This is a genomic window from Ramlibacter monticola (genome assembly GCF_016722785.1).
Classification (GTDB): domain Bacteria; phylum Pseudomonadota; class Gammaproteobacteria; order Burkholderiales; family Burkholderiaceae_C; genus Ramlibacter; species Ramlibacter monticola.
This window is the reverse complement of the sequence record NZ_JAEQNE010000004.1, coordinates 392889-417866: the sequence shown is the minus strand read 5'-3', so window position 1 is coordinate 417866 and position 24978 is coordinate 392889. Positions and strand designations below refer to the sequence as shown.

At 68.7% G+C, this 24978-nt stretch carries 31 protein-coding genes, 1 tRNA gene and 1 pseudogene; 4 read left to right on the top strand and 29 right to left on the bottom strand.

The genetic code is table 11. The annotated features are described in order from the left end of the window. Positions 1-70 precede the first annotated feature (70 nt). Positions 71-1012, bottom strand: coding sequence for a M23 family metallopeptidase (locus JJ685_RS18600; RefSeq protein WP_236599098.1), 942 nt, complete (start codon positions 1010-1012; stop codon positions 71-73). Between JJ685_RS18600 and JJ685_RS18595 the strand changes: the two genes are divergently transcribed. After that, positions 1011-1319 (top strand): DciA family protein, encoded by a 309-nt coding sequence (locus tag JJ685_RS18595; protein ID WP_201675805.1) that lies wholly within the window; start codon positions 1011-1013, stop codon positions 1317-1319. The two genes, JJ685_RS18600 and JJ685_RS18595, sit on opposite strands and share 2 nt — an antisense overlap. A gap of 68 nt (positions 1320-1387) precedes the next feature. Here JJ685_RS18595 and JJ685_RS18590 read toward each other — a convergent pair. The 6 genes from JJ685_RS18590 to petA form a co-directional block, all read right to left on the bottom strand. Continuing rightward, positions 1388-1463: transfer RNA gene (locus JJ685_RS18590), tRNA-Thr, on the bottom strand. 22 nt (positions 1464-1485) lie between these two features. Further along, the gene (locus JJ685_RS18585) at positions 1486-1980 is read right to left on the bottom strand and encodes a ClpXP protease specificity-enhancing factor (RefSeq protein WP_201675804.1); all 495 of its coding nucleotides are present in this window, start codon (positions 1978-1980) and stop codon (positions 1486-1488) included. 35 nt (positions 1981-2015) lie between these two features. Further along, a complete protein-coding gene (locus JJ685_RS18580) occupies positions 2016-2627 on the bottom strand; it encodes a glutathione S-transferase N-terminal domain-containing protein (protein ID WP_061500777.1) in 612 nt (203 codons plus the stop codon). A 98-nt stretch (positions 2628-2725) separates the two neighbouring features. Beyond that, entirely contained in the window at positions 2726-3484 is a 759-nt protein-coding gene (locus tag JJ685_RS18575; protein WP_201675803.1) for a cytochrome c1, read from the bottom strand. 18 nt (positions 3485-3502) lie between these two features. Then, positions 3503-4915 carry a cytochrome b gene (locus JJ685_RS18570; protein ID WP_201675802.1) on the bottom strand — a complete coding sequence of 471 codons (1413 nt, stop codon included), beginning with the start codon at positions 4913-4915 and terminating at the stop codon, positions 3503-3505. A 5-nt stretch (positions 4916-4920) separates the two neighbouring features. Further along, on the bottom strand, positions 4921-5520 hold the full coding sequence (petA, locus tag JJ685_RS18565) for a ubiquinol-cytochrome c reductase iron-sulfur subunit (protein ID WP_201675801.1): 600 nt from the start codon (positions 5518-5520) through the stop codon (positions 4921-4923). A 139-nt stretch (positions 5521-5659) separates the two neighbouring features. Between petA and mscL the strand changes: the two genes are divergently transcribed. Beyond that, the gene (gene mscL, locus JJ685_RS18560) at positions 5660-6109 is read left to right on the top strand and encodes a large conductance mechanosensitive channel protein MscL (RefSeq protein ID WP_201675800.1); all 450 of its coding nucleotides are present in this window, start codon (positions 5660-5662) and stop codon (positions 6107-6109) included. Here the strand turns inward: mscL and pdxA are convergent. Together pdxA and JJ685_RS18550 are read right to left on the bottom strand one after the other, a co-directional pair. After that, complete coding sequence (gene pdxA / locus JJ685_RS18555; protein ID WP_408015479.1) at positions 6093-7130, bottom strand: 4-hydroxythreonine-4-phosphate dehydrogenase PdxA; 1038 nt, start codon at positions 7128-7130, stop codon at positions 6093-6095. The genes mscL and pdxA overlap by 17 nt on opposite strands. A 91-nt stretch (positions 7131-7221) precedes the next feature. Next, positions 7222-7980: a Nif3-like dinuclear metal center hexameric protein gene (locus tag JJ685_RS18550; protein ID WP_201675799.1), complete on the bottom strand. Its 759-nt coding sequence runs from the start codon at positions 7978-7980 to the stop codon at positions 7222-7224. Positions 7981-8069: 89 nt separating this feature from the next. On the opposite strand from JJ685_RS18550, the gene JJ685_RS18545 reads away from it, so the two are divergent. Together JJ685_RS18545 and JJ685_RS18540 are read left to right on the top strand one after the other, a co-directional pair. Continuing rightward, complete coding sequence (locus JJ685_RS18545; protein ID WP_201675798.1) at positions 8070-9338, top strand: hypothetical protein; 1269 nt, start codon at positions 8070-8072, stop codon at positions 9336-9338. A gap of 78 nt (positions 9339-9416) precedes the next feature. Further along, a complete protein-coding gene (locus JJ685_RS18540) occupies positions 9417-10583 on the top strand; it encodes a S1C family serine protease (protein WP_201675797.1) in 1167 nt (388 codons plus the stop codon). 599 nt (positions 10584-11182) lie between these two features. Here the strand turns inward: JJ685_RS18540 and tatC are convergent. The 20 genes and pseudogenes from tatC to JJ685_RS18440 all read right to left on the bottom strand — a co-directional run bounded on the left by tatC (position 11183) and on the right by JJ685_RS18440 (position 24974). Beyond that, positions 11183-11977, bottom strand: a complete 795-nt coding sequence (tatC, locus tag JJ685_RS18535; RefSeq protein ID WP_201675796.1) for a twin-arginine translocase subunit TatC — start codon at positions 11975-11977, stop codon at positions 11183-11185. A 42-nt stretch (positions 11978-12019) separates the two neighbouring features. Then, on the bottom strand, positions 12020-12478 hold the full coding sequence (gene tatB, locus JJ685_RS18530) for a Sec-independent protein translocase protein TatB (protein WP_201675795.1): 459 nt from the start codon (positions 12476-12478) through the stop codon (positions 12020-12022). Between the two features lie 13 nt (positions 12479-12491). After that, positions 12492-12737 carry a Sec-independent protein translocase subunit TatA gene (gene tatA / locus JJ685_RS18525; RefSeq protein WP_201675794.1) on the bottom strand — a complete coding sequence of 82 codons (246 nt, stop codon included), beginning with the start codon at positions 12735-12737 and terminating at the stop codon, positions 12492-12494. Positions 12738-12819: 82 nt separating this feature from the next. Continuing rightward, a complete protein-coding gene (locus tag JJ685_RS18520; RefSeq protein ID WP_201675793.1) occupies positions 12820-13179 on the bottom strand; it encodes a histidine triad nucleotide-binding protein in 360 nt (119 codons plus the stop codon). Positions 13180-13186: 7 nt separating this feature from the next. After that, positions 13187-13540 (bottom strand): DUF4870 family protein, encoded by a 354-nt coding sequence (locus JJ685_RS18515; protein WP_201675792.1) that lies wholly within the window; start codon positions 13538-13540, stop codon positions 13187-13189. Between the two features lie 16 nt (positions 13541-13556). Next, a complete protein-coding gene (locus JJ685_RS18510; RefSeq protein ID WP_201675843.1) occupies positions 13557-13922 on the bottom strand; it encodes a phosphoribosyl-ATP diphosphatase in 366 nt (121 codons plus the stop codon). 2 nt (positions 13923-13924) lie between these two features. Further along, complete coding sequence (gene hisI, locus JJ685_RS18505) at positions 13925-14317, bottom strand: phosphoribosyl-AMP cyclohydrolase (RefSeq protein WP_201675791.1); 393 nt, start codon at positions 14315-14317, stop codon at positions 13925-13927. 43 nt (positions 14318-14360) lie between these two features. Further along, on the bottom strand, positions 14361-15140 hold the full coding sequence (gene hisF, locus JJ685_RS18500; RefSeq protein ID WP_201675790.1) for an imidazole glycerol phosphate synthase subunit HisF: 780 nt from the start codon (positions 15138-15140) through the stop codon (positions 14361-14363). A 135-nt stretch (positions 15141-15275) separates the two neighbouring features. Next, positions 15276-15716, bottom strand: a pseudogene (locus JJ685_RS18495) (AAA family ATPase); the annotation flags it as partial. Positions 15717-15729: 13 nt separating this feature from the next. Beyond that, complete coding sequence (gene hisA, locus JJ685_RS18490; protein WP_201675788.1) at positions 15730-16476, bottom strand: 1-(5-phosphoribosyl)-5-[(5-phosphoribosylamino)methylideneamino]imidazole-4-carboxamide isomerase; 747 nt, start codon at positions 16474-16476, stop codon at positions 15730-15732. A 45-nt stretch (positions 16477-16521) separates the two neighbouring features. Continuing rightward, complete coding sequence (gene hisH, locus JJ685_RS18485) at positions 16522-17169, bottom strand: imidazole glycerol phosphate synthase subunit HisH (RefSeq protein ID WP_330901800.1); 648 nt, start codon at positions 17167-17169, stop codon at positions 16522-16524. Positions 17170-17227: 58 nt separating this feature from the next. Continuing rightward, positions 17228-17845, bottom strand: a complete 618-nt coding sequence (gene hisB / locus JJ685_RS18480) for an imidazoleglycerol-phosphate dehydratase HisB (RefSeq protein WP_201675787.1) — start codon at positions 17843-17845, stop codon at positions 17228-17230. After that, positions 17842-18918: a histidinol-phosphate transaminase gene (gene hisC, locus JJ685_RS18475; RefSeq protein WP_201675786.1), complete on the bottom strand. Its 1077-nt coding sequence runs from the start codon at positions 18916-18918 to the stop codon at positions 17842-17844. The genes hisB and hisC overlap by 4 nt, the downstream gene beginning before the upstream one ends. Positions 18919-19069: 151 nt before the next feature. Further along, entirely contained in the window at positions 19070-20389 is a 1320-nt protein-coding gene (gene hisD / locus JJ685_RS18470) for a histidinol dehydrogenase (RefSeq protein WP_201675785.1), read from the bottom strand. Positions 20390-20489: 100 nt separating this feature from the next. Continuing rightward, positions 20490-21155 carry an ATP phosphoribosyltransferase gene (gene hisG / locus JJ685_RS18465; RefSeq protein ID WP_201675784.1) on the bottom strand — a complete coding sequence of 222 codons (666 nt, stop codon included), beginning with the start codon at positions 21153-21155 and terminating at the stop codon, positions 20490-20492. A 115-nt stretch (positions 21156-21270) separates the two neighbouring features. Next, on the bottom strand, positions 21271-22536 hold the full coding sequence (gene murA / locus JJ685_RS18460; RefSeq protein WP_201675783.1) for a UDP-N-acetylglucosamine 1-carboxyvinyltransferase: 1266 nt from the start codon (positions 22534-22536) through the stop codon (positions 21271-21273). Positions 22537-22541: 5 nt separating this feature from the next. After that, positions 22542-22787 (bottom strand): BolA family protein, encoded by a 246-nt coding sequence (locus JJ685_RS18455; protein WP_201675782.1) that lies wholly within the window; start codon positions 22785-22787, stop codon positions 22542-22544. 20 nt (positions 22788-22807) lie between these two features. Next, complete coding sequence (locus JJ685_RS18450) at positions 22808-23563, bottom strand: ABC transporter permease (protein WP_201675781.1); 756 nt, start codon at positions 23561-23563, stop codon at positions 22808-22810. A 157-nt stretch (positions 23564-23720) separates the two neighbouring features. Then, a complete protein-coding gene (locus JJ685_RS18445) occupies positions 23721-24641 on the bottom strand; it encodes an ABC transporter ATP-binding protein (protein ID WP_201675780.1) in 921 nt (306 codons plus the stop codon). A gap of 60 nt (positions 24642-24701) precedes the next feature. Then, positions 24702-24974: an STAS domain-containing protein gene (locus tag JJ685_RS18440; protein WP_201675779.1), complete on the bottom strand. Its 273-nt coding sequence runs from the start codon at positions 24972-24974 to the stop codon at positions 24702-24704. Positions 24975-24978 lie beyond the last annotated feature (4 nt).

Genomic DNA, 24978 nt, shown 5'->3' with positions numbered 1-24978 from the left:
CAGCCAAAGCCCCGGATTTTAGCCTTCCGGGGCCTTTCTTTCTTGCGCCCCGGAGGGGCCGGGGTACCGGCTAGCGCCCGGCGACCTGGGCGGCGTGCAGGAACCGGTGCGGATCCTGCGGCACCCCCTGCACCAGAACCTCGAAATGCAGGTGCGGGCCGGTGGAGCGGCCGGTGGTGCCCACCAGGGCCAGGCGCTGGCCGCGCTTGACCAGGTCGCCCTTCTTCACCAGCAGCCTGGAGGCGTGGGCATAGCGGGTGACCAGGTCGTTGCCGTGGTCGACTTCGACCATGTTGCCGTACTGCGGATGCGTGTCGGCCGTCACTACCACGCCGCCGGCGGCCGCCACGATGGGGGTGCCGACCTCGCCCGAGAAGTCCAGCCCGGTGTGCAGCGCCTGCCGGCCGGTGAAGGGGTCGATGCGCCAGCCGAAGCGGGAGCCGATGTCGGCGCCGGGCAACGGTTGCTGCGTGGGGACCATCATCTTCTTCAGGCGCTGGTCGATCAGGCGCGATTCCATCACGGTGAGCAGGTCGGTGCGTTCGCCGGTGAGCTGCTCCAGGTCGTTCAGTGTCGCCTGCAGTTCCTCCAGCGACAGCGGCCGGCCCTCCACCAGGGCGCCGCCGCGGGCGGCGGCCAGCTTCAGGTCGGTCGGATTCACGCCGGCGAGGCCGGACACGCGCTCGCTGAGCGCCTCGACCTGCAGCATGCGGGCCTGGATCTCGCCCAGGCGCTTCGCCATGGCGTCGAGGTTCTCGCGCATGAAGCGATCGCGCTGCTCGAATTCATCGGCCACGACGAAACGGACCACCGAGCCGATCACGGGCCAGCGCTCCCGCGCGCCCTTCAGGAAGACCCAGTGGTAGAGAGCCGCCGCGATCAGCATGAGCGCCAGCGACACGGCCAGGAATGCCGCGACCATGCGCGTGCCGCTCAGGTGGATGGCGCGGCTCCTGGCGAGCCACGCGTCCGTGATAATCAACTGCACTTCTTCCCCCTCATCGTTTTTCATGATCCGCCGCCACCACCCGGTGCCCGTGCACCAGGCCGCCGAGGAAGCGCCTTCGCTGGCGCGGCTCGCGCAATTGGCGCGCGAGTCCGGCGAACGCCTCAAGGCAGTCCAGTCGTGCATCCCGGCACCCCTGCGCGCCTCCGTGCGCGCCGGCCCCATCGACGGGACCTCCTGGTGCCTGCTGGTGGACAGCAGCGCCGCCGCCGCCAAGCTCCGACAGTTGTTGCCTGTCCTTCAAGCGAGACTCAACAGCAGCGGATGTCAGGTTACTTCAATCCGGCTGAAGCTCGGAAGCCACAAGACGTAACCCGGCGCCCGCCTGTCCCGCGGCGCAAGCCGGCCGTCCGGCGGGTCTCGGGAAGGGGAGAAAGTGGCTGGTGCCGATTGTCCGAATCGAACGGACGACCTACTGTTTACAAGACAGTTGCTCTACCAACTGAGCTAAATCGGCCTGGCGAAATTCTAGGCGCGCGTCACTTCACCCGCTTGAGCGCGGGCCGCGGGCCGCTGGGCGGACGCGGGGGCTCCTCGGGGGGCGCGGAGCCGCCTTCGGGCGTCACCAGCTGCACGACCTTGCCCTCGGCGTCGGTGGCCGCGGGCACGCTGGTCAGCGGCGAGGGCCGCGTCTCCTCCGGCGGCGCGCCCGGCACCGGCACCGGAAAGGCCATGCCCTGGCCGTTCTCGCGCGCGTAGATCGCGATCACCCGGTTGACCGGGACCATGATCTCGCGCGCGGTGCCGGCGAAGCGGGCCTTGAACTCGATGAACTCGTTGCCGAGCTTCAGGGAGCTGGTGGCGTCGTAGCTGATGTTCAGGACGATCTCGCCGTTCTTCACGTACTCGCGCGGCACCTGCACCGTGTCGTCGACCAGCACCGCCACGTACGGCGTGAAGCCGTTGTCGGTGCACCATTCGTACAGGGCCCGGATCAGGTACGGGCGGGTGGAGGTCGATTCCAGGGCGTTCATGCGTGGGGCGAGGACTTCAGCCCGACAAGTATGCGCTACTTGCGCATCACCTTTTCGGAGGGCGTCAGCGCCTCGATGTAGGCCGGGCGCGAGAAGATGCGCTCGGCGTACTTCAGGAGGGGCGCGGCGTTCTTGGACAGCTCGATGCCGTAGTAGTCCAGGCGCCACAGCAGCGGCGCGATGGCGACGTCCAGCATCGAGAAGTTCTCGCCCAGCATGTACTTGTTCTTCAGGAACACCGGGGCGAGCTGGGTCAGGCGGTCGCGGATGTGCGAGCGGGCCTTCTCCAGCGCCTTCTCGTTGCTCTTGGCCGCGCGGGATTCGAGCGTGGAGACGTGCACGAACAGTTCCTTCTCGAAATTGAGCAGGAACAGGCGCACGCGGGCGCGGTCGACGGGGTCCCCGGGCATCAGCTGCGGATGCGGGAAGCGCTCGTCGATGTACTCGTTGATGATGTTCGACTCGTACAGGATGAGGTCGCGCTCGACCAGGATGGGCACCTGGCCGTACGGATTCATCACGTTGATGTCTTCCGGCTTGTTGTACAGGTCGACGTCACGGATCTCGAAATCCATGCCCTTTTCGAACAGCACGAAGCGGCAGCGATGGGAGAAGGGGCAGGTGGTTCCCGAATACAGCACCATCATTTTGAAAGTCCTCTAAAACCAAAAAGAGTGGGTGCGACAGCAGCCCACTCTACGCGAAGAACGCGCGTCCGGCCGTAGGCCGGACCGCGTTTACGCCGTTACTTGACGTCTTTCCAGAACGCCGCGTTGAGCCGCCAGAAGACGACCAGCATCAGCGCCAGGAAGAGCATGACCCAGGCGCCCACGCGCACGCGCTGGTTTTGCGCCGGCTCGGCCATCCACTGCAGGTAGCCCACCAGGTCGCCGACGGCCTGGTCGTACTGCTGCGGCGTCATGGTGCCCGGCGTCAGCTGTTTCCAGCCCTTGAAGATCTCGACTTCGTGGCCGTGGGCCGAGGTCTTCTCGTGCTGCGGCTCCCGGTCGCCCTGCAGTTCCCACAGGACGTGCGGCATGCCGACGTTGGGGAACACCAGGTTGTTCCAACCGGTGGGACGCGTGTCGTCGCGGTAGAACGAGCGCATGTACGTGTACAGGTAGTCCGCGCCCGTGCCGCCGTGGCCCGCGCGCGAACGCGCGATCAGGGTCAGGTCGGGCGGCACCGCGCCGAACCAATCCTTGGCTTCCTTCGGATCGATCGGCGACTTCATGGTCTCGCCGACCTTGTCGCTCACGAACAGCAGGTTGTCCTTGATCTGCTGCTCGGACAGGCCGATGTCCTGCAGGCGGTTGAAGCGCATGAAGGCCGCCGAGTGGCAGTTCAGGCAGTAGTTGACGAACAGCTTGGCGCCGTTCTGCAGGGCCGGCAGGTCGTTGGTGCGGCTGGGCGCCTTGTCCCAGGCGACTTCGCCGCCTTCGGAGGCCTGCGCGCCCGCGGCCACGCCGAGGGCCAGCATCAGGGTGACGATCAGTTTTTTCATGTTGCTTGCTCCCACCCGTCAGTGCGCGAAGGTGATGCGCTCGGGCACGGGCCTGAACTCGCCCAGGCGGCTCCACCAGGGCATGAGCAGGAAGAAGCCGAAGTAGTACATCGTGCCGACCTGGGCCAGCAGCGTCTTGCCCTCCGAGGGCGGCTCGATGCCCAGGTAGGCGAGGATGACGAAGAACACGACGAAGACGCCGTACAGCCAGTAGTTCCAGCGCGGGCGGTAGCGGATCGAGCGCACCGGCGCGTGGTCCAGCCAGGGCAGGAAGAACAGGATGATCACGGCGCCGCCCATCACGACCACGCCCCAGAACTTGGCGTCGAAGGTCTTGAGCAGCACGATGGCGATCGCGGCGGCCACGACGATCGCGGCCTTGGCCATGAAGGACAGCCGGCTCTTGAAGAACGCCCAGGCGGTGGCCAGCGCGATCACGATGCAGAACACGTTCACCATCGGGTCGGTGGTGGCGCGCAGCATCGAATAGAACGGCGTGAAGTACCAGACCGGCGCGATGTGCGGCGGGGTCTTCAGCGGGTCGGCCGGGATGAAGTTGTTGTACTCGAGGAAGTAGCCGCCCAGCTCCGGCGCGAAGAAGATGATCGCGCTGAACACCATCAGGAAGACGGCGACGCCGACCATGTCGTGCACGCTGTAGTACGGGTGGAAGGGGATGCCGTCCACCGAGTGGCCCTGGGCGTCCTTCGGGTAGTTCGGCGCCTTGATGTCGATGCCGTCGGGGTTGTTGGAACCCACGTCGTGCAGCGCCAGCAGGTGCGCGACCACCAGGCCGATCAGCACCAGCGGGACCGCGATCACGTGGAAGCTGAAGAAGCGGTTCAGGGTGGCGTCGGACACCACGTAGTCGCCGCGGATCATCAGGGACAGGTCGGGACCGATGAAGGGAACCGCGGAGAACAGGTTCACGATCACCTGGGCGCCCCAGTAGGACATCTGGCCCCAGGGCAGCAGGTAGCCCATGAAGGCCTCGGCCATCAGCATCAGGAAGATCGTGCAGCCGAAGATCCAGACCAGCTCGCGCGGCTTGCGGTAGCTGCCGTAGATCAGCGCCTTGAACATGTGCAGGTACACGACGACGAAGAACGCCGACGCACCGGTGGAGTGCATGTAGCGGATCAACCAGCCCCAGGGCACGTCGCGCATGATGTACTCCACCGACGCGAAGGCGAGCGCCGCGTCAGGCTTGTAGTGCATCACGAGGAAGATGCCGGTGACGATCTGGATCACCAGCACCAGCAGCGCCAGCGAGCCGAAGAAGTACCAGAAGTTGAAGTTCTTCGGAGCGTAGTACTCCGACATGTGGACCTTGTACGAGTCGTACGCGGTCGGGAAGCGGTTGCGCATCCAGTTGTCGACCTTCTGGACGACGCTGGCGTTGGGGGAGATTTCCTTGAATTCAGCAGCCATGGCGTTCAGGCACTCTTCTTGTCTTCGCCGATCAGCAGGCGCGTATCCGACAGGTACACGTGCGGGGGCACTTCGAGGTTGTCCGGCGCGGGCTTGTTCTTGAACACGCGGCCGGCGAGGTCGAAGGTGGAGCCGTGGCAGGGGCACAGGAAGCCGCCCTGCCAGTCATCGGGCAGCGAGGGCTGCGGGCCGGTCTGGAACTTGTCGGTCGGCGAGCAACCGAGGTGGGTGCAGATGCCCACGGCGATGAAGAACTCGGGCTTGATGGAGCGCCACTCGTTCTTCGCGTAGTCGGGCGTGGGGTAGGCGTTGCGCTTGGATTCCGGGTCGGCGACCTGGGCGTCCAGCTTCTTCAGGCCTTCGACCTGCTCCTTCGTGCGGCGCACGATCCACACCGGCTTGCCGCGCCATTCCACGGTCATCTTCTGGCCGGGTTGCAGGCCGGAGATGTCGACTTCGACGGGGGCGCCGGCAGCCTTGGCGCGTTCGGAGGGCTGGAAGCTGCTGACGAAGGGCACCGCAGTGAATCCTGCGCCCACCGCGCCGGCGCACCCGGACGCGATCAGCCACGTCCGTTTGCTGGCGTCCACCGTGGAGTTGCTCATGGGGTCCTCGAGATTGCTCGCTGTTTAAGGGTCAACCCGCGATTGTAGCGGACCGTGTCAAGGGTTCCGGAGCCCCCTGTAGCCTTGCGCGGGGCTTACGGCGCATACTCCCGCGCACCCAACACGAGAGGACCCACCCATGAAGCTGCTGCAGGAGTTCCGAGAGTTCGCGGTCAAGGGCAACGTGGTCGACCTGGCGGTCGGCGTGATCATCGGCGCCGCCTTCAGCAAGATCGTCGATTCGCTGGTCGGCGACGTCGTGATGCCGATCCTGGGCCGCATCGTCGGCAAGCTCGATTTCTCCAACCTGTTCATCGTGCTGGGCGACGCGCCCGCGGGAACGCCCATGACGCTGGACGGACTGAAGAAGGCGGGCGTGCCGGTGCTGGCCTGGGGCAATTTCGTCACCGTGGCGGTGAACTTCCTGATCCTCGCCTTCGTGATCTTCCTGATGGTGCGGCAGGTGAACCGGCTGCGGCGGCACATCGAGAGCCCGCCGGCCGGCGCCGCCGCGACGGAGCCGGCGCCACCGGCGGAGGACGTGCTGCTGCTGCGCGAGATCCGCGACAGCCTCAGGGTGCGGGCCTAGGCTGCGCGCCGCCCGCGAGCTGCTTCGCCATCCGGATCGCTTCCAGCAGGCTGGAGGCGTCCGCCTGCCCGGTGCCCGCGATGTCGAAGGCCGTGCCGTGGTCGGGGCTGGTGCGCACCAGCGGCAGGCCCAGGGTCACGTTCACGCCCTTTTCCACCCCCAGGTACTTCACCGGGATCAGGCCCTGGTCGTGGTACATCGCGACCACGACGTCGAACTCGCCGCGGCGGGCGCGCATGAACACGGTATCGGGGGCGAACGGGCCGTGCACCTCCATGCCCGCGGCCTGCGCGTCGCGCAGCGCCGGCACGATCACCTCGATCTCCTCGCGCCCGAACAGGCCGCCTTCGCCGGCGTGCGGATTGAGTCCGGCGACGGCGATGCGCGGCCGCCGTCCCAGCATGGCGGACAGCGCCGCATCGGCGATGCGCAGCGTCTCGCGCACGTTGGCGAAGGTGACGGCCTCGATCGCCTCGCGCAGCGAGACGTGGATGCTCACCAGGACCGTGCGCAGTTCGTCGTTGGCCAGCATCATGCGCACCGGCATGCGCTCCAGCGCCACGCCGGCGTGCGCCGCGGCCTCGGCCTGCAGCAGTTCGGTGTGGCCCGGATAGGGCAGGCCCGCGGCCGCGAGGGCTTCCTTGTGCAGCGGCGCGGTCACGAGCGCCGCCACTTCGCCACGCAGGGCGGCGCTCGCGCCCCACAGCACCGCCTCGGCGGCGAGCCGGCCGGCCCGCTCGTCCACCCGGCCCCAGGGCGGCGGTGCAGCGGCGGCGGCGCCGACCTGCAGCACCGGGATGCAGCGGGGCGGCACCTGCGCGGCGTCCTGCACGGAGTCGACGAGGGCGGTGGCGAGCGGCGGGCGCCCGCCGGCCACCGCCGCCGCGCCACGCCGGATGCAGGCGAGGTCGCCGGCGACGACGCAGCCGGCCGTGAGCTCCGGCGCCTGCGCGAACGCCCTGGCGATGATCTCCGGCCCGATGCCGGCCGGGTCGCCCATGGTGATGGCGAGGGGTTTCAAGGGTACCTCCCCCAGGCTTGCCACTTCGTGGACTGCGCCTCCCCCCTCGGCAAGCGGAGGGGGCGAGCGCCTTCGGGCGGCCGCGCGGCGCTCAAGCGGGATTCTCGATGTCGACGAACACGTGCTCGATCCCGAGCTGCCGCGCGACGTGCGCCGCCACGGCCGGCGCGCCGTAGCGCTCGGTGGCGTGGTGCCCGCAGGCGAGGAAGCTCACCCCGCACTCGCGCGCGTAGTGCGCCTGCGGCTCGGAGATCTCGCCGGTGAGGAAGGCCTCGGCGCCGGCCGCGATGGCGGCCTCGAAGTACGACTGCGCGCCGCCCGTGCACCACGCGATGCGGCGGACCGGCCCGCGCGCGCCCGGCACGCAGGTGACCGGCCGCCCGAGCGCGCCGCCCACGTGCTGCGCCAGCGCCTCGCTGTCGGCGAAAGCCGCGCCGTCGCTGCGCCCGCCGAGGAAGCCGAGGTCCTGCTCGCCAAAGCGCGCCGTGGCCTGCAGCCCCAGCTGCCGTCCGAGCTGGGCGTTGTTGCCCAGTTCCGGGTGGGCGTCGAGCGGGAGGTGGTAGGCGAGCAGGTTGATGTCGTGCGCGAGCAGCAGGGCCAGCCGCTGCTTCATCCAGCCGGTGACGCGGCCGTCCTGGCCGCGCCAGAACAGGCCGTGGTGCACGAAGATCGCGTCGGCCTGTTGCGCGACGGCCGCCTCGATCAGCGCCCGGCTGGCGGTGACGCCGGAGACGAGCCGCCGCACCGGCTCGCAGCCCTCCACCTGCAGGCCGTTGGGGCCGTAGTCCTTGAAGCGCTCCGGCTGGAGCAGGTCGTCGCAGGCTTGCAGCAGGTCTTGCCGGGTGGTCATGGGAACGGGGTCACAGGGTTCAGCCCGCATTCTGCTACGGCGCCTCCCGGGCGCCGGCGCGAACATCGCGGCTGCTGCAAGGAGGCGCGATGAACCCGCTGACGCTGATCGTGTGGTGCATGGCCCTGGGCGCGGTGGCCGCGGTGGTGCTGGCGCGCGCCGGCGACTTCCTGGCCCGCCCCGGCCGCTCGCGGCTGCGGGCGCTCGCCTGGCACGCGAGCGTGTTCCTGCTGGTCCTGCTGCTCAGCGGGGTGCTGCGCGAGGCGGCGCATCCGGCCCCCGTGCGCCTGCAACTGCTGCAGGCGCTGGCGGGCCCGCTGTGCGTGGCGATGGCCAACTTCTGGATCCACGGCTGGCTGGTCGCCGGCCGGCGCGACCGCCCCATGGCCGGCCTGCTGCGCCTGTTCGCCTTCGTGCTGCCGGTGCTGGGTGTCGCGATCCTGCGGCTGCCGCCGGAACAGCAGTTGCCCGCCGCCGCGGCGGCCTCGCTCGCCGGCAGCGCGCTGACCTGCTGGCTCACCCTCCGCGCGTGGATCTTCGGCGACCGCCTCGCGCTTCCCATGGCCGCCGGCTGCCTGCTCACCCTGCCCGCGCTGGCGGGCCTGTACGCCTTGGCGATGCACCTGGGCCAGTGGTCGGCGCTGGAGCAGGCCGGCGTCGCCCTCTGCGCCACCCTGGCCAACGCGCTGACCGGCCGCATGCTGTGGCGGCGCGAGCGCCACCTGGGACGCACCCGCGAAGCCGCCGGCGTGCCCGCGCTCGACCCGGTCACGCGCGTTCACAGCGCCGCGGCCCTGGTGAAGCGGCTGGTCGCCTCCCGCCGGCGGCGCCGCGGGAGCCGTCGCGAAGGCGCCCTGGTGGCGGTGACCGTGTTCGACGCCGGCCGGATCGCGAACCAGGTGGGCGCGGCCGGCCTCGACGAGGTCTGGATGACGCTCGCCGCGCGCCTGCAGCGCGAGGTCGGGGTGGCCAATCCCGTGGGCCGCTACTGGGACCGCTGCTTCGTGGCGGTCGTGGAGACGATCCCCACGCCGGCGTGGTTGAGCGGCTTCGGCCTGCGGCTGGCCCGCAGCCTGCGCCAGCCGATCGAAGTCACCGGCCGCGACGGCGAGCCGGAGCAGGTGCAGGTGGACGTCGGGGTCGGCGTGCTGCACCTGCGCGCCTTCCACGCGGAAGCGGAGGACGTGCTGCACGAGGTCCAGCGGCTCGCCGAGGCCGCGCGCTCCATGGCCTCCCGTGCCGCCACCAGGGACGGGGCTAGCGGTGCCCCCGTGCCGGTCGAGGAGGCCTGCTGGGGCCGGCGCCAGCGGCGCCGCGAGCGCGGCGCGCCGGCCACGCTCGCATTGCATCGCGGATAGCGCGGGCGGCCGGGATGCAGGCTGGCCCAACCGGACCGTACATCCCGCATACACTTGTGCTTTTCGCAACCAGCGAACATGCGACGCTACTGGCTCGTCTTCTCGCAGGCGGTCACCATCCTGCTGGCCGTGTATTTCGTCGTCATGACGATGAAACCGGAGTGGCTGAACCAGCGCACGGTGACGACCGGCAGCACGGGCGTGCCGCTGCAGGAGGCGCCCACGCCGCCCGGCTCGCCCGCCCCGCCCGGCAGCTTCCGGTCGGCGGCGCAGAAGGCCTCGCAGGCGGTGGTGAGCATCAACACCAGCAAGGCCGCCGAGCGGCCCTCCTCCAGCGACCCCTGGTTCCGCTTCTTCTTCGGCGAGCAGGGCTCGATCCCGCAAAGCGGCCTGGGCAGCGGCGTCATCATCAGCCCCGAGGGCTTCATCCTCACCAACAACCACGTCGTGGAAGGTGCCGCCGAAATCGAGGTGGTCCTCAACGACAGCCGCAAGGTGCGCGCCCGGGTGATCGGCACCGACCCCGAAACCGACCTCGCGATCCTCAAGGTGAACGCCGAACGCCTGCCGGTCATGACGCTCGGCAACTCCGACGCCCTGCAGGTGGGCGACCAGGTGCTGGCCATCGGCAATCCCTTCGGCGTCGGCCTCACGGTCACCAGCGGCATCGTCAGCGCGCTGGGGCGCAACCAGCTGGGCATCAACACCTTCGAGAACTTCATCCAGACGGATGCGGCGATCAACCCCGGCAACTCGGGCGGGGCGCTGGTCGACGTCAACGGCAACCTGATGGGCATCAACACGGCCATCTACTCGCGCTCGGGCGGCAGCATGGGCATCGGCTTCGCCATTCCGGTGTCCACCGCCAAGCTGGTGCTGGAAGGCATCGTGAAGGACGGCGTCGTCACCCGCGGCTGGATCGGCGTGGAGCCGGCCGACCTCTCCCCGGAGCTGATGGAAACCTTCGGCGTGAAGGCCAGGAAGGGCGTGCTGATCACCGGCGTGCTGCAGAACGGGCCGGCGGCCCAGGCGGGCGTGCGGCCGGGCGACGTGGTGATGCAGGTCGGCGGCAAGGAGGTCGCCAACGTCTCCGAGCTGCTGTCGACGGTCGCGGCGCTGAAGCCGGGCTCCGCCACGCCGTTCAAGCTGCAGCGGCGCGAAGACAGTGTGGACGTGACGGTGACGCCGGGCCGGCGTCCCAAGCCGAAGGCGCAGCCGCAGCAGCCCCTGCCACCGGTACGCTGAGCTTCAATGCCGGATCCCCGACTTCACAAGACGGCAGTCGCCGGGGCGGGTTGCCTCTGCCCCGGATCGGGACGGGACTGTCCGCCTCTGCGAATGTCCCCCGACGCGGGCTGAAGCCCGCGTCTCCTCCTTTATTTCGCCGAGTCGGACAGTCCCGTCCCGATCCTGCATTGCGCGGGCGCAGGCGCGGCGTCCCCTCAAACCGCAGCCTTCAGCGAGGAACTGCCGGCACGCAATCACGTTTGGCCCAACGCAGAACCGCGCAATGCAATGCCGTCCCGGAGGGCGGTCGAGGAGAGCGGTCGAGAAGGCCATGGCCTCCAGCGTTCGCGCCCGGCAGGGCCGGGACGGGTCGCTGTCCGACTCGGCGACATAAAGGAGGAGGCGCGGGCGCGTCCCTCGTCGGGGCCGGGGCTCTCACCCGCGCCGGGGGACAGTCGCAGAGGCGGACAGTGACCTGTCCCGGCCCGGCGAACATGCAGCCGGCCTCGACGGCGGCCGACCCCGGTCCCCGCATCGCGGCGCCGGACCTATCGCGGACAGCAGTGCGCCCCTACGGGAACGACGACCAGCGTCCCCCCCGGGATGCGCTTCGCCGTCTACTTGGTGGCGGCCTCGCCCGATTCCTCGGGCGCCCGGCTGTGCTTCACGAACAGCTTCGAGGCCCAGATCCCCAGTTCGTACAGGAAGCACATGGGAATGGCCAGTGCCAGCTGCGACACCACGTCCGGCGGGGTGATGACGGCGGCGATGATGAAGGCCAGCACCACGAAGTAGCCGCGGAATTCCTTCAGCTTCTCCACCGTGATGATCTCGAAGCGCACCAGCAGCATCACCACGATGGGGACCTGGAAGGCCAGCCCGAAGGCGAGGTAGAGCGACAGGATCGCCTCCACGTAGGAGGCGATGTCCGGGGTGGCCGCCACGCTGGCCGGGGTGAAGCCCTGGATGAAGGAAAACATGCGGTCCAGCACGAAGAACTGGACGAAGGCGATGCCGGCATACGCCAGCAGGCTGCCGAAGATGATCAGCGGCAGCGCGAACTTCTTCTCGTGGCTGTAGAGGCCGGGCGCGACGAAGGCCCAGATCTGGTACATGAGCCAGGGCAGCACCGCCAGGACGGCCACCAGCAGCAGGACCTTCAGCGGCACGAAGAAGGGCGAGAACACGCCGACGGCGATCAGCTTGGCGTCCGGCGGCATGTGGGCGCGGATCGGCCGGGCGATGAAGTCGATCAGGCCGTTGGGGCCCGGCCAGATCGCCAGCACGATGATGGCGGCGACGATGCCGTAGATGCAGTAGATCAGCCGGTCGCGCAGCTCCATGAGGTGCGCGACGAAGGGCTGCTCCGTACCGGCGAGTTCGTCTTCCTTATCGGCTTGGGGATCGGGCATGGGGGTTGGCCCGCGCCCCCTGCTCCCGGGGCGCGGCCGTGGTCAATTGAATTTCTGCGGCCGGTACCGGGCCACGCGGGCCGCGCCGGACAGCGCGCGGGTACGGGCCCCGGTGCGCGCCTTGTACCAGTGCGGGACGGCGCCCTGCTTCAGGCGCCACTTCTTCTTCGGGTGCTTGTATTCCGGAAAGGACGGCGGAGCCTCGAGCGGGGGCATGGCCGTGGAGGCCACGTCCTGCCATTGCTTCTCGAAATCGGATGCGGCGGTGGACACCGAGTTCTCGACGTCGCGGGCGGCGGATTCCACCGTCTCCTTCATCTTCCGGAGCTCGTCGAGCTCCATGGAGCGGTTCACCTCCGCCTTCACGTCGTTCACGTAGCGCTGGGCCTTGCCCAGCAGGGTGCCCACCGTCCGCGCCACGCGCGGCAGTTTCTCCGGCCCGATCACGATCAGGGCCACGGCGCCGATCAGCGCCATCTTCGAGAGGCCGAGGTCGATCACTGCCCGGGAAGGATCAGGACTTGTTGCGGGCTTCGACGTCGATGGTCGCCTTGTCGGCAGCCGGCTGCGACGACGAGGCGGTGACCTGGCTCGACGGCGGCACCGGGGTTTCCGGCTGGCTGCCGTCCTTCATGCCGTCCTTGAAGCCCTTGACGGCGCCGCCGAGGTCCTGCCCGATGTTCTTCAGCTTCTTCGTGCCGAACACGAGCACGACGATCAACAGCACGATCAGCCAGTGCCAGATGGAAAACGAACCCATGGATCTCTCCTGTCTTACTGCTCGGATTCTAGTCGCGCAGGGGAAGTTCAGCCCTTGCCCGACCGTGCGGATGCGTGTTAATTCAACCCTTCAGCCAGGGACGCGGCCCGCCGATCACGTGGAAGTGCAGGTGCGGCACCTCCTGCCCGCCGTCGTCGCCCGTGTTGCAGACCAGGCGGAAACCGCCTTCCGGGTAGGGCCGGCAGCCTTCCTGCTTCGCCAGGGCGGGAACGAGACTCATCATTTTTCCCAGCAGGGCGGCGTGCGAGGGCTCCACGTGGGCCATCGAGGGGATGTGCTGCTTCGGGATCAGCAGGAAGTGCACGGGCGCCCACGGATGGATGTCGTGGAAGACCAGGATCTCCTCGTCCTCGTAGACCTTCTTCGAGGGGATCCTGCCTGCGGCGATCTTGCAGAAGATGCAATCGGGGTCGTGCGTCATGCCGTGCTCACTGGGGGAAGCGATTGTCGTTGAAGCGCAGCCAGCCGCGCAGGAAGCGGTAGATGTACCAGGCCCCGATGAGCGTCCAGGCGATCGCGCCGGGGAAGAACAGCAGGAACCAGAGCGGCCCGGTGAGCAGGAGCCACAGCAGCGACCACCAGAAGGTGCGGATCATGTAGCTGTGGTGCGCCTCGTACAGGCGGTCCGCCTCGTCGGAGCGCTTGACGTAGTTGACGATCAGCGCGATCACCGACAGCGACCACAGCGTGAACGGCGCCACCGTGTGCAGGCCGTACAGCACGTGCATCGTGGAACGGTCGCTGCGCATGTCTTCCAGGGTCCTGAAGTCCGTCTCCGCCATGTTCTGCTCCTTCGTGCTATTCGCCGCCTTCGCGCCCGCGCACCTTGCGCATCGCCTTTTCCTCGAGTCCGCCGAGGCCTTCGCGCCGCTGCAGTTCGGCGACGACGTCGGCCGGCGTCAGCCCGTAGTGCGCCAGCGCGATCATGGAGTGGAACCAGAGGTCGGCCACCTCGCCGACCAGCTTCTTCGGGTCGCCGCCGTGGTCGGCGTCCTTGGCCGCCATGACGACCTCGGTCGCCTCCTCGCCGATCTTCTTCAGGAAGGCGTCCGGGCCCTTGTGCAGCAGGCGCGCCACGTAGCTGGATTCGGGATCGCCCCCATTGGCCGGCTTGCGGCTTTCGATGACTTCGGCCAGGCGGGCCAGGGTGTCGGTGGCAGGCATGCTCATGAGGTGTAGATGGTGGACGGGTCTTTCAAGACCGGCTCGACCGCGTGCCAGGCGCCGTCGCGCCAGACCTGGAAGAAGCAGCTGTGGCGGCCGGTGTGGCAGGCGATGGAAGGGTCGTGCCCGAGTTGCGTCACCTTCAGCAGCAGCACGTCGTTGTCGCAGTCCATGCGGATCTCGTGCACCTGCTGCACGTGGCCGGACTCCTCGCCCTTGAACCACAGCTTGCCGCGCGAGCGGCTGAAATACACGGCCCGCCCGAGTTCGGCGGTCTTCTGCAGCGCCGCGCGGTCCATCCAGGCGAACATCAGCACGTCGCCGGTCGCCGCCTCCTGCGCGATCACGGGCACGAGGCCCTGCGCGTCCCACTTGACTTCGTCCAGCCAGTTCATGGGTCTATTGTCCCCCATGGGGCGGGGCGGACCGTTCCCCGGCCTACAGCCGCACCGCGATCCCGCGCTCGGCCATCCGCGCCTTGGCCTGGGCGACCGTGTACTCGCCGTAGTGGAAGATGCTGGCGGCCAGCACCGCGTCCGCGCCGCCCTGCTGGACGCCGTCGGCCAGGTGGTCCAGGTTGCCGACCCCGCCGGAGGCGATCACCGGCACCGGCACCGCATCGGCCACCGCCCGGGTCAGTTCCAGGTCGAAGCCGGACTTGGTGCCGTCGCGGTCCATGCTGGTCAGCAGGATCTCGCCGGCGCCGCGGCCGGCCATCTCGGTGGCCCAGGCGACCGCGTCCAGGCCGGTGTTGCGGCGGCCGCCGTGGCTGTAGACGTCCCAGCCGGGGCCGCGGAGGGCGGCCTCTTCCGCGCTTCGGCGCTTGGCGTCGATGGCGACCACGATGCACTGGGCGCCATACCGGGCCGAGGCGGCGGAGATCACGTCCGGATTGGCGATCGCCGCCGAATTGAAGCTGGTCTTGTCGGCCCCGGCGTTGAGCAGCCGGCGCACGTCTTCCACCGTGCGCACGCCGCCGCCCACGGTGAGGGGGATGAACACCTGCGAGGCGACGGCCTCGATGATGTGCAGGATCAGGTCGCGGCCGTCGCTGGTGGCGGTGATGTCCAGGAAGGTCAGTTCGTCGGCGCCCTGCTCGTTGTAGCGGGCGGCGATCTCCACCGGGTCCCCGGCGTCGCGCAGCTCCACGAAGTTGACGCCCTTGACGACCCGGCCGCCGGTGACGTCCAGGCAGGGAATGATGCGTTTGGCCAGCATGGTCGGGATTCTACGAAGGCGGCGAAATGGCGTATCGAGCGTGAACCGGCAGGTTTAACGCAAAAACCGCGGAAAGCAGCAGCCAAAGCCGCGAAAGAAGACCTTTTCCAGGATGTTCTTTGCGGCTTTGGCGTCCAGCGCGGTGGACGGACGCAGCACCGGTCCGCTCCAGACGGCCTCCACCTTGATCTCGGGATCCTGCCCGAACAGGGAGCGCGGCACCGGCACGGGCAGGCCGACGTCGATGGCGTAGCCGAAGTCGGTGGGCCCCTCGCCGGCGAAGCCGAGGCGCAGGTGGACCGGCTCGTTGCGGCGCGTGCCCTGCACCTCCTGCTCGCCGCGGCACATGGCGGCGAAAATCCGCTCCGGGCCGGCCCACAGCACGGAAGGCAGCCCGCCCTCGCGGGCCAGCGAGCGCACCACGCCGCCGTGGGCCGTGTCGGCCAGCAGGCGCAATGCGCGGTACACGCTGGACTTTCCGCTGCCGTTGGGCCCCGTGATCAGGGTCAGCTGCCCCAGCGGCACCAGCAGGTGCCGCAGCGAGCGGTAGTTGGCGATGGCCAGCGTCCGCAGCACGCCGGCTCCGGGCTCAGCCGTTGCCGTTCAGTTCGTCGGCACGGGCCTGCGCCTGCGCGAAATCGAGGTCGCCGGAATAGATCGCGCGGCCGCAGATCACGCCCTCGACGCCCTCGCCCTCGACCGCGCACAGCTTCTCGATGTCGGTCATCGAGGACAGGCCGCCGGAGGCGATCACGGGGATCGACAGCGACTGGGCGAGCTTCACCGTCGCATCGATGTTGATGCCGGAGAGCATGCCGTCGCGGCCGATGTCGGTGTAGATGATGGACTCGACGCCCCAGTCCTCGAACTTGCGGGCCAGGTCGACGACCTCGTGGCCGGTGAGCTTGCTCCAGCCGTCGGTGGCGACCTTGCCGTCCTTGGCGTCGAGGCCCACGATGATGTGCCCGCCGAAGGCCGTGCACGCATCCTTCAGGAAGCCGGGGTTCTTGACCGCGGCGGTGCCGATGATCACGTAGCGCAGGCCGCCGTCGATGTACTTCTCGATCGTGTCGAGGTCGCGGATGCCGCCTCCCAGCTGCACGGGAATCTCCTCGCCCACGGCCTTGAGGATGGAACGCACGGCCGTGAAGTTCACGGGCTTGCCGGCGAACGCGCCGTTCAGGTCCACCAGGTGGAGGCGCCGGGCACCGCGCTCCAGCCAGGTCCGCGCCATGGCGGCGGGGTCCTCGCTGAAGGTGGTTGCCTGGTCCATGTCGCCCTGTTTGAGGCGTACGCAGTGGCCGTCTTTCAGGTCAATCGCAGGGATCAGGAGCATGGGGGAGTGGGAGGGCGGCCGCCGCGGGCTGCGGCGGGTGATCGGTCAGGGATTCCAGTGCAGGAAGTTGCGATAGAGCGCCAGACCCTGGTCGGCGCTTTTTTCCGGGTGGAACTGGGTCGCAAAAATGTTATCGCGGGCCACCGCACAGGTAAAGCGGCCGCCGTACTCGGATTCCCCAACGCTGTGGCGCGGGTCCGACGGACTGGCGTAGAAGGAATGGACGAAATAGAACCAGCTGCCATCCGGCACGCCCTCCCAGATCGCATGCCCCCGGGCCTGCCGCACGCGGTTCCAGCCCATTTGCGGCACCTTGTAGCGGCTGCCATCGGGCTGCCGCTGACCTTCGAGCCGAAAGCGCACGACCTCGCCATGGATCAGGCCCAGGCCGTCAGTGGGCCCTTCCTCGCTTCGATCCAGCAGCATCTGCATGCCGACGCAGACCCCGAACAGGGGCTTGGTCGCGGCGGCCTCCAGCACCGGCTCCAGCAGGCCGGACTCGCGCAGCTCGCGCATGCAATCGGGCATGGCGCCCTGCCCCGGGAGCACCACGCGTTCGGCCGCGCGCACCTCTTCCGGACGCGAGGTGATCACGGCCTGCAGCCCGCTGCCCTGGGCGACGTGCAGGACCGCCTGCGAGACGGAGCGCAGGTTGCCCATGCCGTAGTCGACGACGGCGACCGTCCTGGTCACGGGTGCACCTCCGGGGGGAGCGCTCCGGCGCGGGCGCCTTCGGGCGGCCGGGCGGCGCTCAAAGCGAGCCCTTCGTCGAAGGAATCGTGCCGGCGGCGCGCGGGTCGAGCTCCAGCGCGGAGCGCAGCGCCCGGGCGAAGGCCTTGAACACCGTCTCGCACTGGTGGTGCGCGTTCTCGCCGCGCAGGTTGTCGATGTGCAGCGTCACGAAGGCGTGGTTGGCGAAGCCCTGGAAGAATTCGTGGGCCAGCTGGGTGTCGAAGGTGCCGATCATGCCGCTCTTGAACGGCACGTTCATCACCAGGCCCGGCCGGCCCGAGAAGTCGATGACGACGCGCGACAGGGCCTCGTCCAGCGGCACGTAGGCGTGGCCGTAGCGGCGGATGCCCTTCTTGTCGCCCACCGCCTTGTAGACCGCCTGCCCCAGGGTGATGCCGACGTCTTCCACCGTGTGGTGGCCGTCGATGTGCAGGTCGCCCTTGGCGTCGATCTCCAGGTCGATCAGCCCGTGGCGGGCGATCTGGTCCAGCATGTGGTCGAAGAAGCCGATGCCGGTGGCGAGCCGGGCCTGGCCGGTGCCGTCGAGGTTGAGCCGGACGGTGATCTGGGTTTCCGCCGTGTTGCGGGTCACCTCCGCCTGCCGGAGCTGACTCATTGGACTTTCAGCGGTTCTCATAGGGTGGATCTCAGGGCGGCGAGCAGCTGGGTGTTCTCTTCGGCGGTGCCGACGGTCAGTCGCAGGCAGCCGGCCAGCAATGGGTGCATTCTAGAAACGTTCTTGACCAGCACCTTGCGCGCCTTCAGGCCCTCGAAGCTGCGCGCCGGGTCGGGCACGCGCACCAGGATCATGTTGGCGTCGCTGGGCCAGGCCTTCAGGCCCATGTCCTTCAGCGCCTCCTGCAGGCGCTCGCGCTCGCGCTTCAGGTCCGCGGCCTGGGCGGCGAACACGTCCTCGTGCTCCAGCGCGAACAGCGCGGCCTCGGCGTTCAGCACGCTCACGTTGTAGGGCGGGCGGACCTTGTCGACCTGGGCGATCAGTTCCGCGCGCCCCATCATGTAGCCGATGCGCACCCCGGCGAGGCCGAACTTGCTGAGGGTGCGCATCAGCAGCACGTGCTCGTGCTGCGCCAGGCGGTCCAGGTAGCTGCGGCTGGAGAAGGGCTGGTAGGCCTCGTCGATCACCACCAAGCCGGGCGCGGCCCGCACGATCTTCTCGATGGTGGCGTCGTCCCAGAGGTTGGCCGTGGGGTTGTTCGGGTAGGCAAGGTAGACGATCGCCGGCTGGTGCAGCGCGATTGCCTCCAGCATCGCCTTCCCATCGAGCTCGAAGTCGGGGGTGAGGTCCACGCCGACGAAGCGCAGGCCCTGCAGCTGGGCGCTCATGGCGTACATGACGAAGCCGGGCTGCGGCGCCAGGATTGTCGCGCCGGGCACGTCGCAGGCCAGCGCCAGCAGGGCGATCAGTTCGTCCGAGCCGTTGCCCAGCATCAGGGCGCAGCCGTCGGGCAGCTGCGCGTGCCTGGCCAGCGCCGTGCGCAGGTCCTCGATGCGCTCGCCGGGATAGCGGTTCAGGGCGACGGCGGCGAGGCGCTCGCCCAGTTCCTTCTGCAGGGGCGCCGGCAAGCGGTGCGGATTCTCCATCGCATCCAGCTTCACCATGCCCCTCGAATCCTGGACGGCATAGGCGTGCATGCCCTGCACGTCCTGGCGGATGCGGGCGGCGATGAGTTTTTCGAGGGAGGCGATCATGGGGAAAATCAAAACCAGGCAGCCGAACGCAGAGGGCGCAAAGATTACGCAAAGGACGCAGAAGACTCCAGAGAATACTTCAAAGGTATTTTCTGCGTCCTCTGCGGATCCTCTGCGCCCTCTGCGTTCGGCTGTTCGGTTTTCTTCGGGATCAGCGTTTCAGCCGCAGCTCCGCCGCCCGGGCATGGGCCTGGAGGCCTTCGCCGTAGGCGAGTTCGGCGGCGATGGTGCCCAGGGTCTGGGCGCCAGCTTCGCTCACCTCGATCAGGCTGCTGCGCTTCTGGAAGTCGTACACGCCCAGCGGGCTGGAAAAGCGCGCGGTGGTCGACGTGGGCAGCACGTGGTTGGGGCCCGCGCAATAGTCGCCCAGCGACTCGCTGGTGTACGCGCCCAGGAAGATCGCCCCGGCATGGCGCAGCAGCGGCTCCCACCGGTGCGGCTCGTGGCTCGCGATCTCCAGGTGCTCCGGTGCGATGCGGTTGCTGATCTCGCAGGCCTCTTCCAGGTCGCGGGTGTGGATCAGCGCGCCACGCCCGGTGAGCGACTTCGCGATGATTTCGGCGCGCGGCATCTCCGGCAGCATGCGGTCGATCGCCGCCTGCACCTGCTCGATGTAGGCCGCGTCCGGGCACAGCAGGATGCTCTGCGCCAGTTCGTCGTGCTCGGCCTGCGAGAACAGGTCCATGGCCACCCAGTCGGCCGGCGTACTGCCGTCGGCCAGCACCAGGATCTCGCTGGGCCCGGCGATCATGTCGATGCCGACCTGGCCGAACACGCGGCGCTTGGCGCTGGCGACATAGGCGTTGCCGGGGCCGGTGATCTTGTCCACGCGCGGCACGGTTTCGGTGCCGTAGGCCAGCGCGCCGACGGCCTGGGCGCCGCCGATGGTGAAGGCCCGGGTGACGCCCGCCACGTACGCCGCGGCCAGCACCAGCGGGTTCTTCTCGCCGCGCGGCGTGGGCACCACCATGACGATCTCGCCCACGCCGGCGACCTGCGCCGGGATGGCGTTCATCAGCACGGACGACGGATAGGCAGCCTTGCCGCCCGGCACGTAGATGCCGACCCGGTCCAACGGCGTGACCTTCTGCCCCAGCAGCGTGCCGTCGGCGTCGCGATAGCTCCAGCTCTCCCCGGAAGCCCTCTTCTGGGCCTCGTGGTAGGCGCGCACGCGCTGCGCTGCGGACTCGAGCGCGTCGCGCTGCTTCGCGGGCAGGCCCTCGAAGGCGGCCTTCAGTTCGGCCGGCCGCAGCAGGAAGTCCTGCACCGACTTCGCCGCGGTGCCGTCGAAGCGGTTGGTGTATTCGAGCACCGCCGCATCGCCGCGCTGCTGCACGTCGGCGAGGATGCCCGCCACGGCCTGCTCGATGCCGGCGTCGGTGTCCGCGGACCAGTGCAGGCGCGCCTTCAGCGCGGCATCGAAGCCGGCGTCGCGGGTGGCGAGGCGGAGGGGGCGGGCGACATTAGTCATCTGGGGCAGATCTTTTCGGGTGCCACCGCGGAACCGGCTTGGCCGGGCCGCTGGTGGCGCCCCCTTGAGGGGGAGGCGCCGAAGGCGCTTCGGGGGTGGGTCAATTCCGGGCAGCGACGGTCCTGGCGAAGACGTCGATCAAATGGCGGATCGGTTCCTGCTTCAGCTTCAGCGCGGCCTGGTTGACCACCAGGCGCGAGCTGATGTCCATGATGCGCTCGACCTCGACCAGGTTGTTGGCCTTCAGCGTGCCGCCCGTGGACACCAGGTCCACGATGGCGTCGGCCAGCCCGGTCAGCGGCGCCAGCTCCATGGAGCCATAGAGCTTGATCAGGTCCACGTGCACGCCCTTGGCGGCGAAGAAGTCGCGCGCGATGCTGGTGTACTTGGTGGCCACCTTCAGGCGCGCGCCCTGGCGCACGGCGGAGGCGTAGTCGAAGTCGGAGCGCACGGCCACGCTCACCCGGCACTTGGCGATGCACAGGTCCAGCGGCTGGTAGAGGCCCTGTCCCCCGTGCTCGATCAGCGTGTCCTTGCCCGTCACGCCGAGGTCGGCGCCGCCGTACTGCACGTAGGTGGGCACGTCGGTCGCCCGCACCAGCACCACCCGCAGGTCGGGGTTGGTCGTGCCGATGATCAGCTTGCGCGACTTCTCGGGGTCTTCCAGCACCTCGATCCCGGCCGCCTTCAGCAGCGGCAGGGTCTCGTCGAAGATGCGGCCCTTGGACAGGGCGAGGGTCAGGGAGGGCTTGTCCGGGGAACTCATTGGAGCCATTGCATCGAACGCCCGCAGGCGTCATTCCAGTGCCACCGCGGAACCGGCCTGGCCGGGCCGCTGGCGGCGCCCCCCTGGGCGGGAGGCGCCGCAGGCGCTTCGGGGATCATTTCACTCTTTCGATGTCCGCGCCCAGCACGCGCAGCTTGTTTTCCATCTGCTCGTAGCCGCGGTCCAGGTGGTAGATGCGGTCCACCAGCGTCTCGCCGTCGGCGACGAGGCCGGCGATCACCAGCGAGGCGGAGGCGCGCAGGTCGGTGGCCATCACCATCGCGCCCGAGAGCTTCTCCGCGCCGTGCGTGACGGCGACCTTGCCGTCCACATCGATGCGCGCGCCCATGCGCATCAGCTCGCTGACGTGCATGAAGCGGTTCTCGAAGATGGTCTCGGTGATCTTGGAGTCGCCCTCGGCGATGCAGTTCAGCGCCATGAACTGCGCCTGCATGTCGGTGGGGAAGCCGGGGTACTCGGTGGTCCGGAAGCTCTGGGCTTCGAGGCGCTTATCCGCGCTGACGCGGATCCCGTCCTTCCGCGGCTCGACCTCGGCGCCGGCGGCGCGCAGCAGGTCGATCACGGCGCCGAGGTGGTCGGCGCGGCCGTCCTTCAGCACCACGTCGCCGCCCGTGGCGGCGACCGCGCACAGGAAGGTGCCGCACTCGATGCGGTCGGCCACGACCTTGTGCGTCGCGCCGCGCAGCTTCTCGACGCCCACGATCCGGATGCGCCCGGTGCCGTGGCCTTCCACCTTGGCACCCATCGCGTTGAGCATGTCGCCGAGGTCGGTGATCTCCGGCTCCTGCGCCGGGTTCTCCAGGATCGTCTCGCCTTCGGCCAGCGCCGCGGCCATCATGAAGTTCTCGGTGCCGGTCACCGTGATCATGTCGGTGCGGATGTGCGCGCCCTTGAGCCGCTTCTGCCCGGCGGGCAGCCTCGCGATCATGTAGCCGTGCTCGATCACGATCTCGGCGCCCATCTTCTGCAGGCCCTTGATGTGCTGGTCGACCGGACGCGCGCCGATCGCGCAGCCGCCGGGCAGCGACACCGTGGCTTCGCCGAAGCGAGCGAGCAGCGGGCCGAGCGCGAGCACCGAGGCGCGCATGGTCTTCACCATCTCGTAGGGCGCTTCGGGGAAGTGCAGTTCCTTCGAGTCGATGACGACGGTGCCGTCGTTGCTGAACTCGGCCTTCGCGCCCATGTTCCGGATGAGCTTGAGCATGGTCGCCACGTCCTGCAGGCGCGGGATGTTCTGCAGCGTGACGGGCTCGTCCGTGAGCAGGGCGGCGCAGAGTTCGGGCAGGGCCGCGTTCTTGGCGCCGGAAATGCGAATCTCGCCGCGCAGCGGCCGGCCGCCGCGAATCAAGAGCTTGTCCATGGGCTTCAGGGTTGCTGTAGTGCCGCCCACTCCTGGGGCGTGAAGGTCTGCATCGACAAGGCGTGCACCTCGTCGTTCTGCATTCTCGCACCAAGGGTCGCGTACACCTTCTGGTGCCGCTGGATTCGACGCAAACCATCGAACTCGGCCGACACGATCACCGCCTGCCAGTGGCGGCCGTCGCCGTCGACCTCGAGGTGGTCGCAGGGCAGGCTGGCGGCGATGACGGAGCGCAGTTCGTCGGCGGTCATGGGGATCTCTTTCGAATGTTTCAGCCGCGGATCTTGTAGCCGATGCGCAGCAGGTGGACGGCGACGGCGCTCACGCCCAGCATGGCGCTGCCGACGATCGCCAGGCTGAGCCAGGGCGACACGTCGCTGACGCCGAAGAAGCCGTAGCGGAAGCCGTCGATCATGTAGAAGAAGGGGTTGAGGTGGCTCACGCGCTGCCAGAACTCCGGCAGCGAATGGATCGAATAGAACACGCCGGACAGGAAGGTCATCGGCATGATGATGAAGTTCTGGAAGGCCGCCATCTGGTCGAACTTCTCGGCCCACAGCCCCGCGATGAGGCCCAGCGCGCCCAGCATGCCGGCGCCCAGGAAGGCGAACACCAGGATCCACAGCGGGGCGGCGAAGCTCACCTGCGTGAACCACACGGTCACCAGGAACACGCCCAGGCCCACGCACAGGCCGCGCGCGATGGAGGAGCCGACGTAGGCGATGAACCAGCTCCAGTGCGACAGCGGCGTGAGCAGCACGAAGACCAGGTTGCCCATGATCTTGCTCTGGATCAGCGACGAGGAGCTGTTGGCGAAGGAATTCTGCAGCACGCTCATCATCACCAGGCCGGGCACCAGGAAGGCGGTGTAGCTGATGCGGTCGTAGACCTTCACGTGGTCCTGCAGCACGTGCCCGAAGATCAGCAGGTACAGCAGCGCCGTGAGCACGGGCGCGGCCACGGTCTGGAAGCTCACCTTCCAGAAGCGCAGCACTTCCTTGTACAGGAGCGTCTGCCAGCCGGTCATGGGTGGGCCTCGAAAATACAAGATACCGAACGCAGAGGGCGCAAAGGATACGCAGAGGACGCAGAAGGAACAGCCATTTTCAAGATGGCTTTCTTCTGCGCCTTCTGCGTATCTTCTGCGCCTTCTGCGTTCGGTATCTTGTTTTTCAACATCCGGATCATGCCGCCACCTCCGCCCGTCCCGCGGTCATGACGTCGAGGAACACGTCCTCCAGGTCCGCCTTGCGGATCTCGACGTCCTCCACCCGCAGGCCGGCGTGGCGGATCACGGCCAGGTGCTGCTCGATCTCGTGCGCGTCGTGCGCGGGCAGCTGCACGATGCGGCCGGTGACGCGCGCCTTGCCCTCGAATTCGCGCGGCAGCTGGCCGTCGATCTTGAAGCGCAGCACGTTGCTGGAGGCGGCCTTCAGCAGGTCGCTCGTGCGCTCCAGCGCCACCACCCTGCCGGCCTTCAGCATGGCGATGCGGCTGCACAGCGCCTCGGCTTCCTCCAGGTAGTGCGTCGTCAGCAGCACCGCATGGCCTTCGCGATTGAGCTTGGCGATGAACTGCCACAGGGTCTGGCGCAGTTCCACGTCCACGCCCGCCGTGGGCTCGTCGAGCACGATCACGGGCGGCCGGTGCACCAGGGCCTGCGCCACGAGCACCCGCCGCTTCATGCCACCCGAGAGCTGGCGCATGTTGGACGAGGCCTTGTCGGCCAGCCCCAGGTTGTGCAGCAGTTCGTCGATCCAGGCGTCGTTGTTCTTCACGCCGAAGTAGCCGGACTGGATCCGCAGCGCCTCGCGCACCGTGAAGAAGGGATCGAACACGAGTTCCTGCGGCACCACCCCCAGTTGGCGCCGCGCCGCCGCGTACTGCGCCTGCACGTCGTGGCCGCGCACCAGCACCCGGCCAGAGGTGGCGCGCACCAGGCCCGCGAGCACGCTGATCAGGGTGGTCTTGCCGGCCCCGTTGGGGCCCAGGAGACCGAAGAACTCGCCTTCCGCGATGTCGAAGCTGACGGCGTCGAGCGCCTGGAAGGGGCCGCGCGGACTGGCGTAGGTCTTGGAGACGGACTGGAAGGAGATGGCGGCCATGGGGAACCCGCCATTTTACGGGCGGCGCCCCGGCCACTGCCCCGCAGGCGCAGGGAGTGCCTAGGTGGCGGAGGGGAGCAGTTCGCCCACGCCGTACAGCGTGGCGAGCGCCCGCAGCCGCGGCTGCAGGTTTGCGACGGCGAAGCTCTTGCCCAGCGCGAGCGCCTCGCGCCGGCATTCCAGCAGCACCGCCAGCGCGGAGGAATCGAATACTCGCAGCGCCGAGGCGTCGGCGACGGCCTGCGCCGACGGGTCCGACCGCAGCGCCTGCGCCAGCATGCGGCAGCAGGCCGGGGCGGTGGCATGCGTCAGTTCGTCGGGCAGGACCAGCACCGGC

Coding starts and splice junctions, on each gene's coding strand:
- JJ685_RS18595 (WP_201675805.1), top strand. CDS start 1,011: ATGATCCGCCGCCACCACCCGGTGCCCGTGCACCAGGCCGCCGAGGAA.
- JJ685_RS18600 (WP_236599098.1), bottom strand. CDS start 1,012: ATGAAAAACGATGAGGGGGAAGAAGTGCAGTTGATTATCACGGACGCG.
- JJ685_RS18585 (WP_201675804.1), bottom strand. CDS start 1,980: ATGAACGCCCTGGAATCGACCTCCACCCGCCCGTACCTGATCCGGGCC.
- JJ685_RS18580 (WP_061500777.1), bottom strand. CDS start 2,627: ATGATGGTGCTGTATTCGGGAACCACCTGCCCCTTCTCCCATCGCTGC.
- JJ685_RS18575 (WP_201675803.1), bottom strand. CDS start 3,484: ATGAAAAAACTGATCGTCACCCTGATGCTGGCCCTCGGCGTGGCCGCG.
- JJ685_RS18570 (WP_201675802.1), bottom strand. CDS start 4,915: ATGGCTGCTGAATTCAAGGAAATCTCCCCCAACGCCAGCGTCGTCCAG.
- petA (WP_201675801.1), bottom strand. CDS start 5,520: ATGAGCAACTCCACGGTGGACGCCAGCAAACGGACGTGGCTGATCGCG.
- mscL (WP_201675800.1), top strand. CDS start 5,660: ATGAAGCTGCTGCAGGAGTTCCGAGAGTTCGCGGTCAAGGGCAACGTG.
- JJ685_RS18550 (WP_201675799.1), bottom strand. CDS start 7,980: ATGACCACCCGGCAAGACCTGCTGCAAGCCTGCGACGACCTGCTCCAG.
- JJ685_RS18545 (WP_201675798.1), top strand. CDS start 8,070: ATGAACCCGCTGACGCTGATCGTGTGGTGCATGGCCCTGGGCGCGGTG.
- JJ685_RS18540 (WP_201675797.1), top strand. CDS start 9,417: ATGCGACGCTACTGGCTCGTCTTCTCGCAGGCGGTCACCATCCTGCTG.
- tatC (WP_201675796.1), bottom strand. CDS start 11,977: ATGCCCGATCCCCAAGCCGATAAGGAAGACGAACTCGCCGGTACGGAG.
- tatA (WP_201675794.1), bottom strand. CDS start 12,737: ATGGGTTCGTTTTCCATCTGGCACTGGCTGATCGTGCTGTTGATCGTC.
- JJ685_RS18520 (WP_201675793.1), bottom strand. CDS start 13,179: ATGACGCACGACCCCGATTGCATCTTCTGCAAGATCGCCGCAGGCAGG.
- JJ685_RS18515 (WP_201675792.1), bottom strand. CDS start 13,540: ATGGCGGAGACGGACTTCAGGACCCTGGAAGACATGCGCAGCGACCGT.
- JJ685_RS18510 (WP_201675843.1), bottom strand. CDS start 13,922: ATGCCTGCCACCGACACCCTGGCCCGCCTGGCCGAAGTCATCGAAAGC.
- hisI (WP_201675791.1), bottom strand. CDS start 14,317: ATGAACTGGCTGGACGAAGTCAAGTGGGACGCGCAGGGCCTCGTGCCC.
- hisF (WP_201675790.1), bottom strand. CDS start 15,140: ATGCTGGCCAAACGCATCATTCCCTGCCTGGACGTCACCGGCGGCCGG.
- hisA (WP_201675788.1), bottom strand. CDS start 16,476: ATGCTCCTGATCCCTGCGATTGACCTGAAAGACGGCCACTGCGTACGC.
- hisB (WP_201675787.1), bottom strand. CDS start 17,845: ATGAGAACCGCTGAAAGTCCAATGAGTCAGCTCCGGCAGGCGGAGGTG.
- hisC (WP_201675786.1), bottom strand. CDS start 18,918: ATGATCGCCTCCCTCGAAAAACTCATCGCCGCCCGCATCCGCCAGGAC.
- hisD (WP_201675785.1), bottom strand. CDS start 20,389: ATGACTAATGTCGCCCGCCCCCTCCGCCTCGCCACCCGCGACGCCGGC.
- hisG (WP_201675784.1), bottom strand. CDS start 21,155: ATGAGTTCCCCGGACAAGCCCTCCCTGACCCTCGCCCTGTCCAAGGGC.
- murA (WP_201675783.1), bottom strand. CDS start 22,536: ATGGACAAGCTCTTGATTCGCGGCGGCCGGCCGCTGCGCGGCGAGATT.
- JJ685_RS18455 (WP_201675782.1), bottom strand. CDS start 22,787: ATGACCGCCGACGAACTGCGCTCCGTCATCGCCGCCAGCCTGCCCTGC.
- JJ685_RS18450 (WP_201675781.1), bottom strand. CDS start 23,563: ATGACCGGCTGGCAGACGCTCCTGTACAAGGAAGTGCTGCGCTTCTGG.
- JJ685_RS18445 (WP_201675780.1), bottom strand. CDS start 24,641: ATGGCCGCCATCTCCTTCCAGTCCGTCTCCAAGACCTACGCCAGTCCG.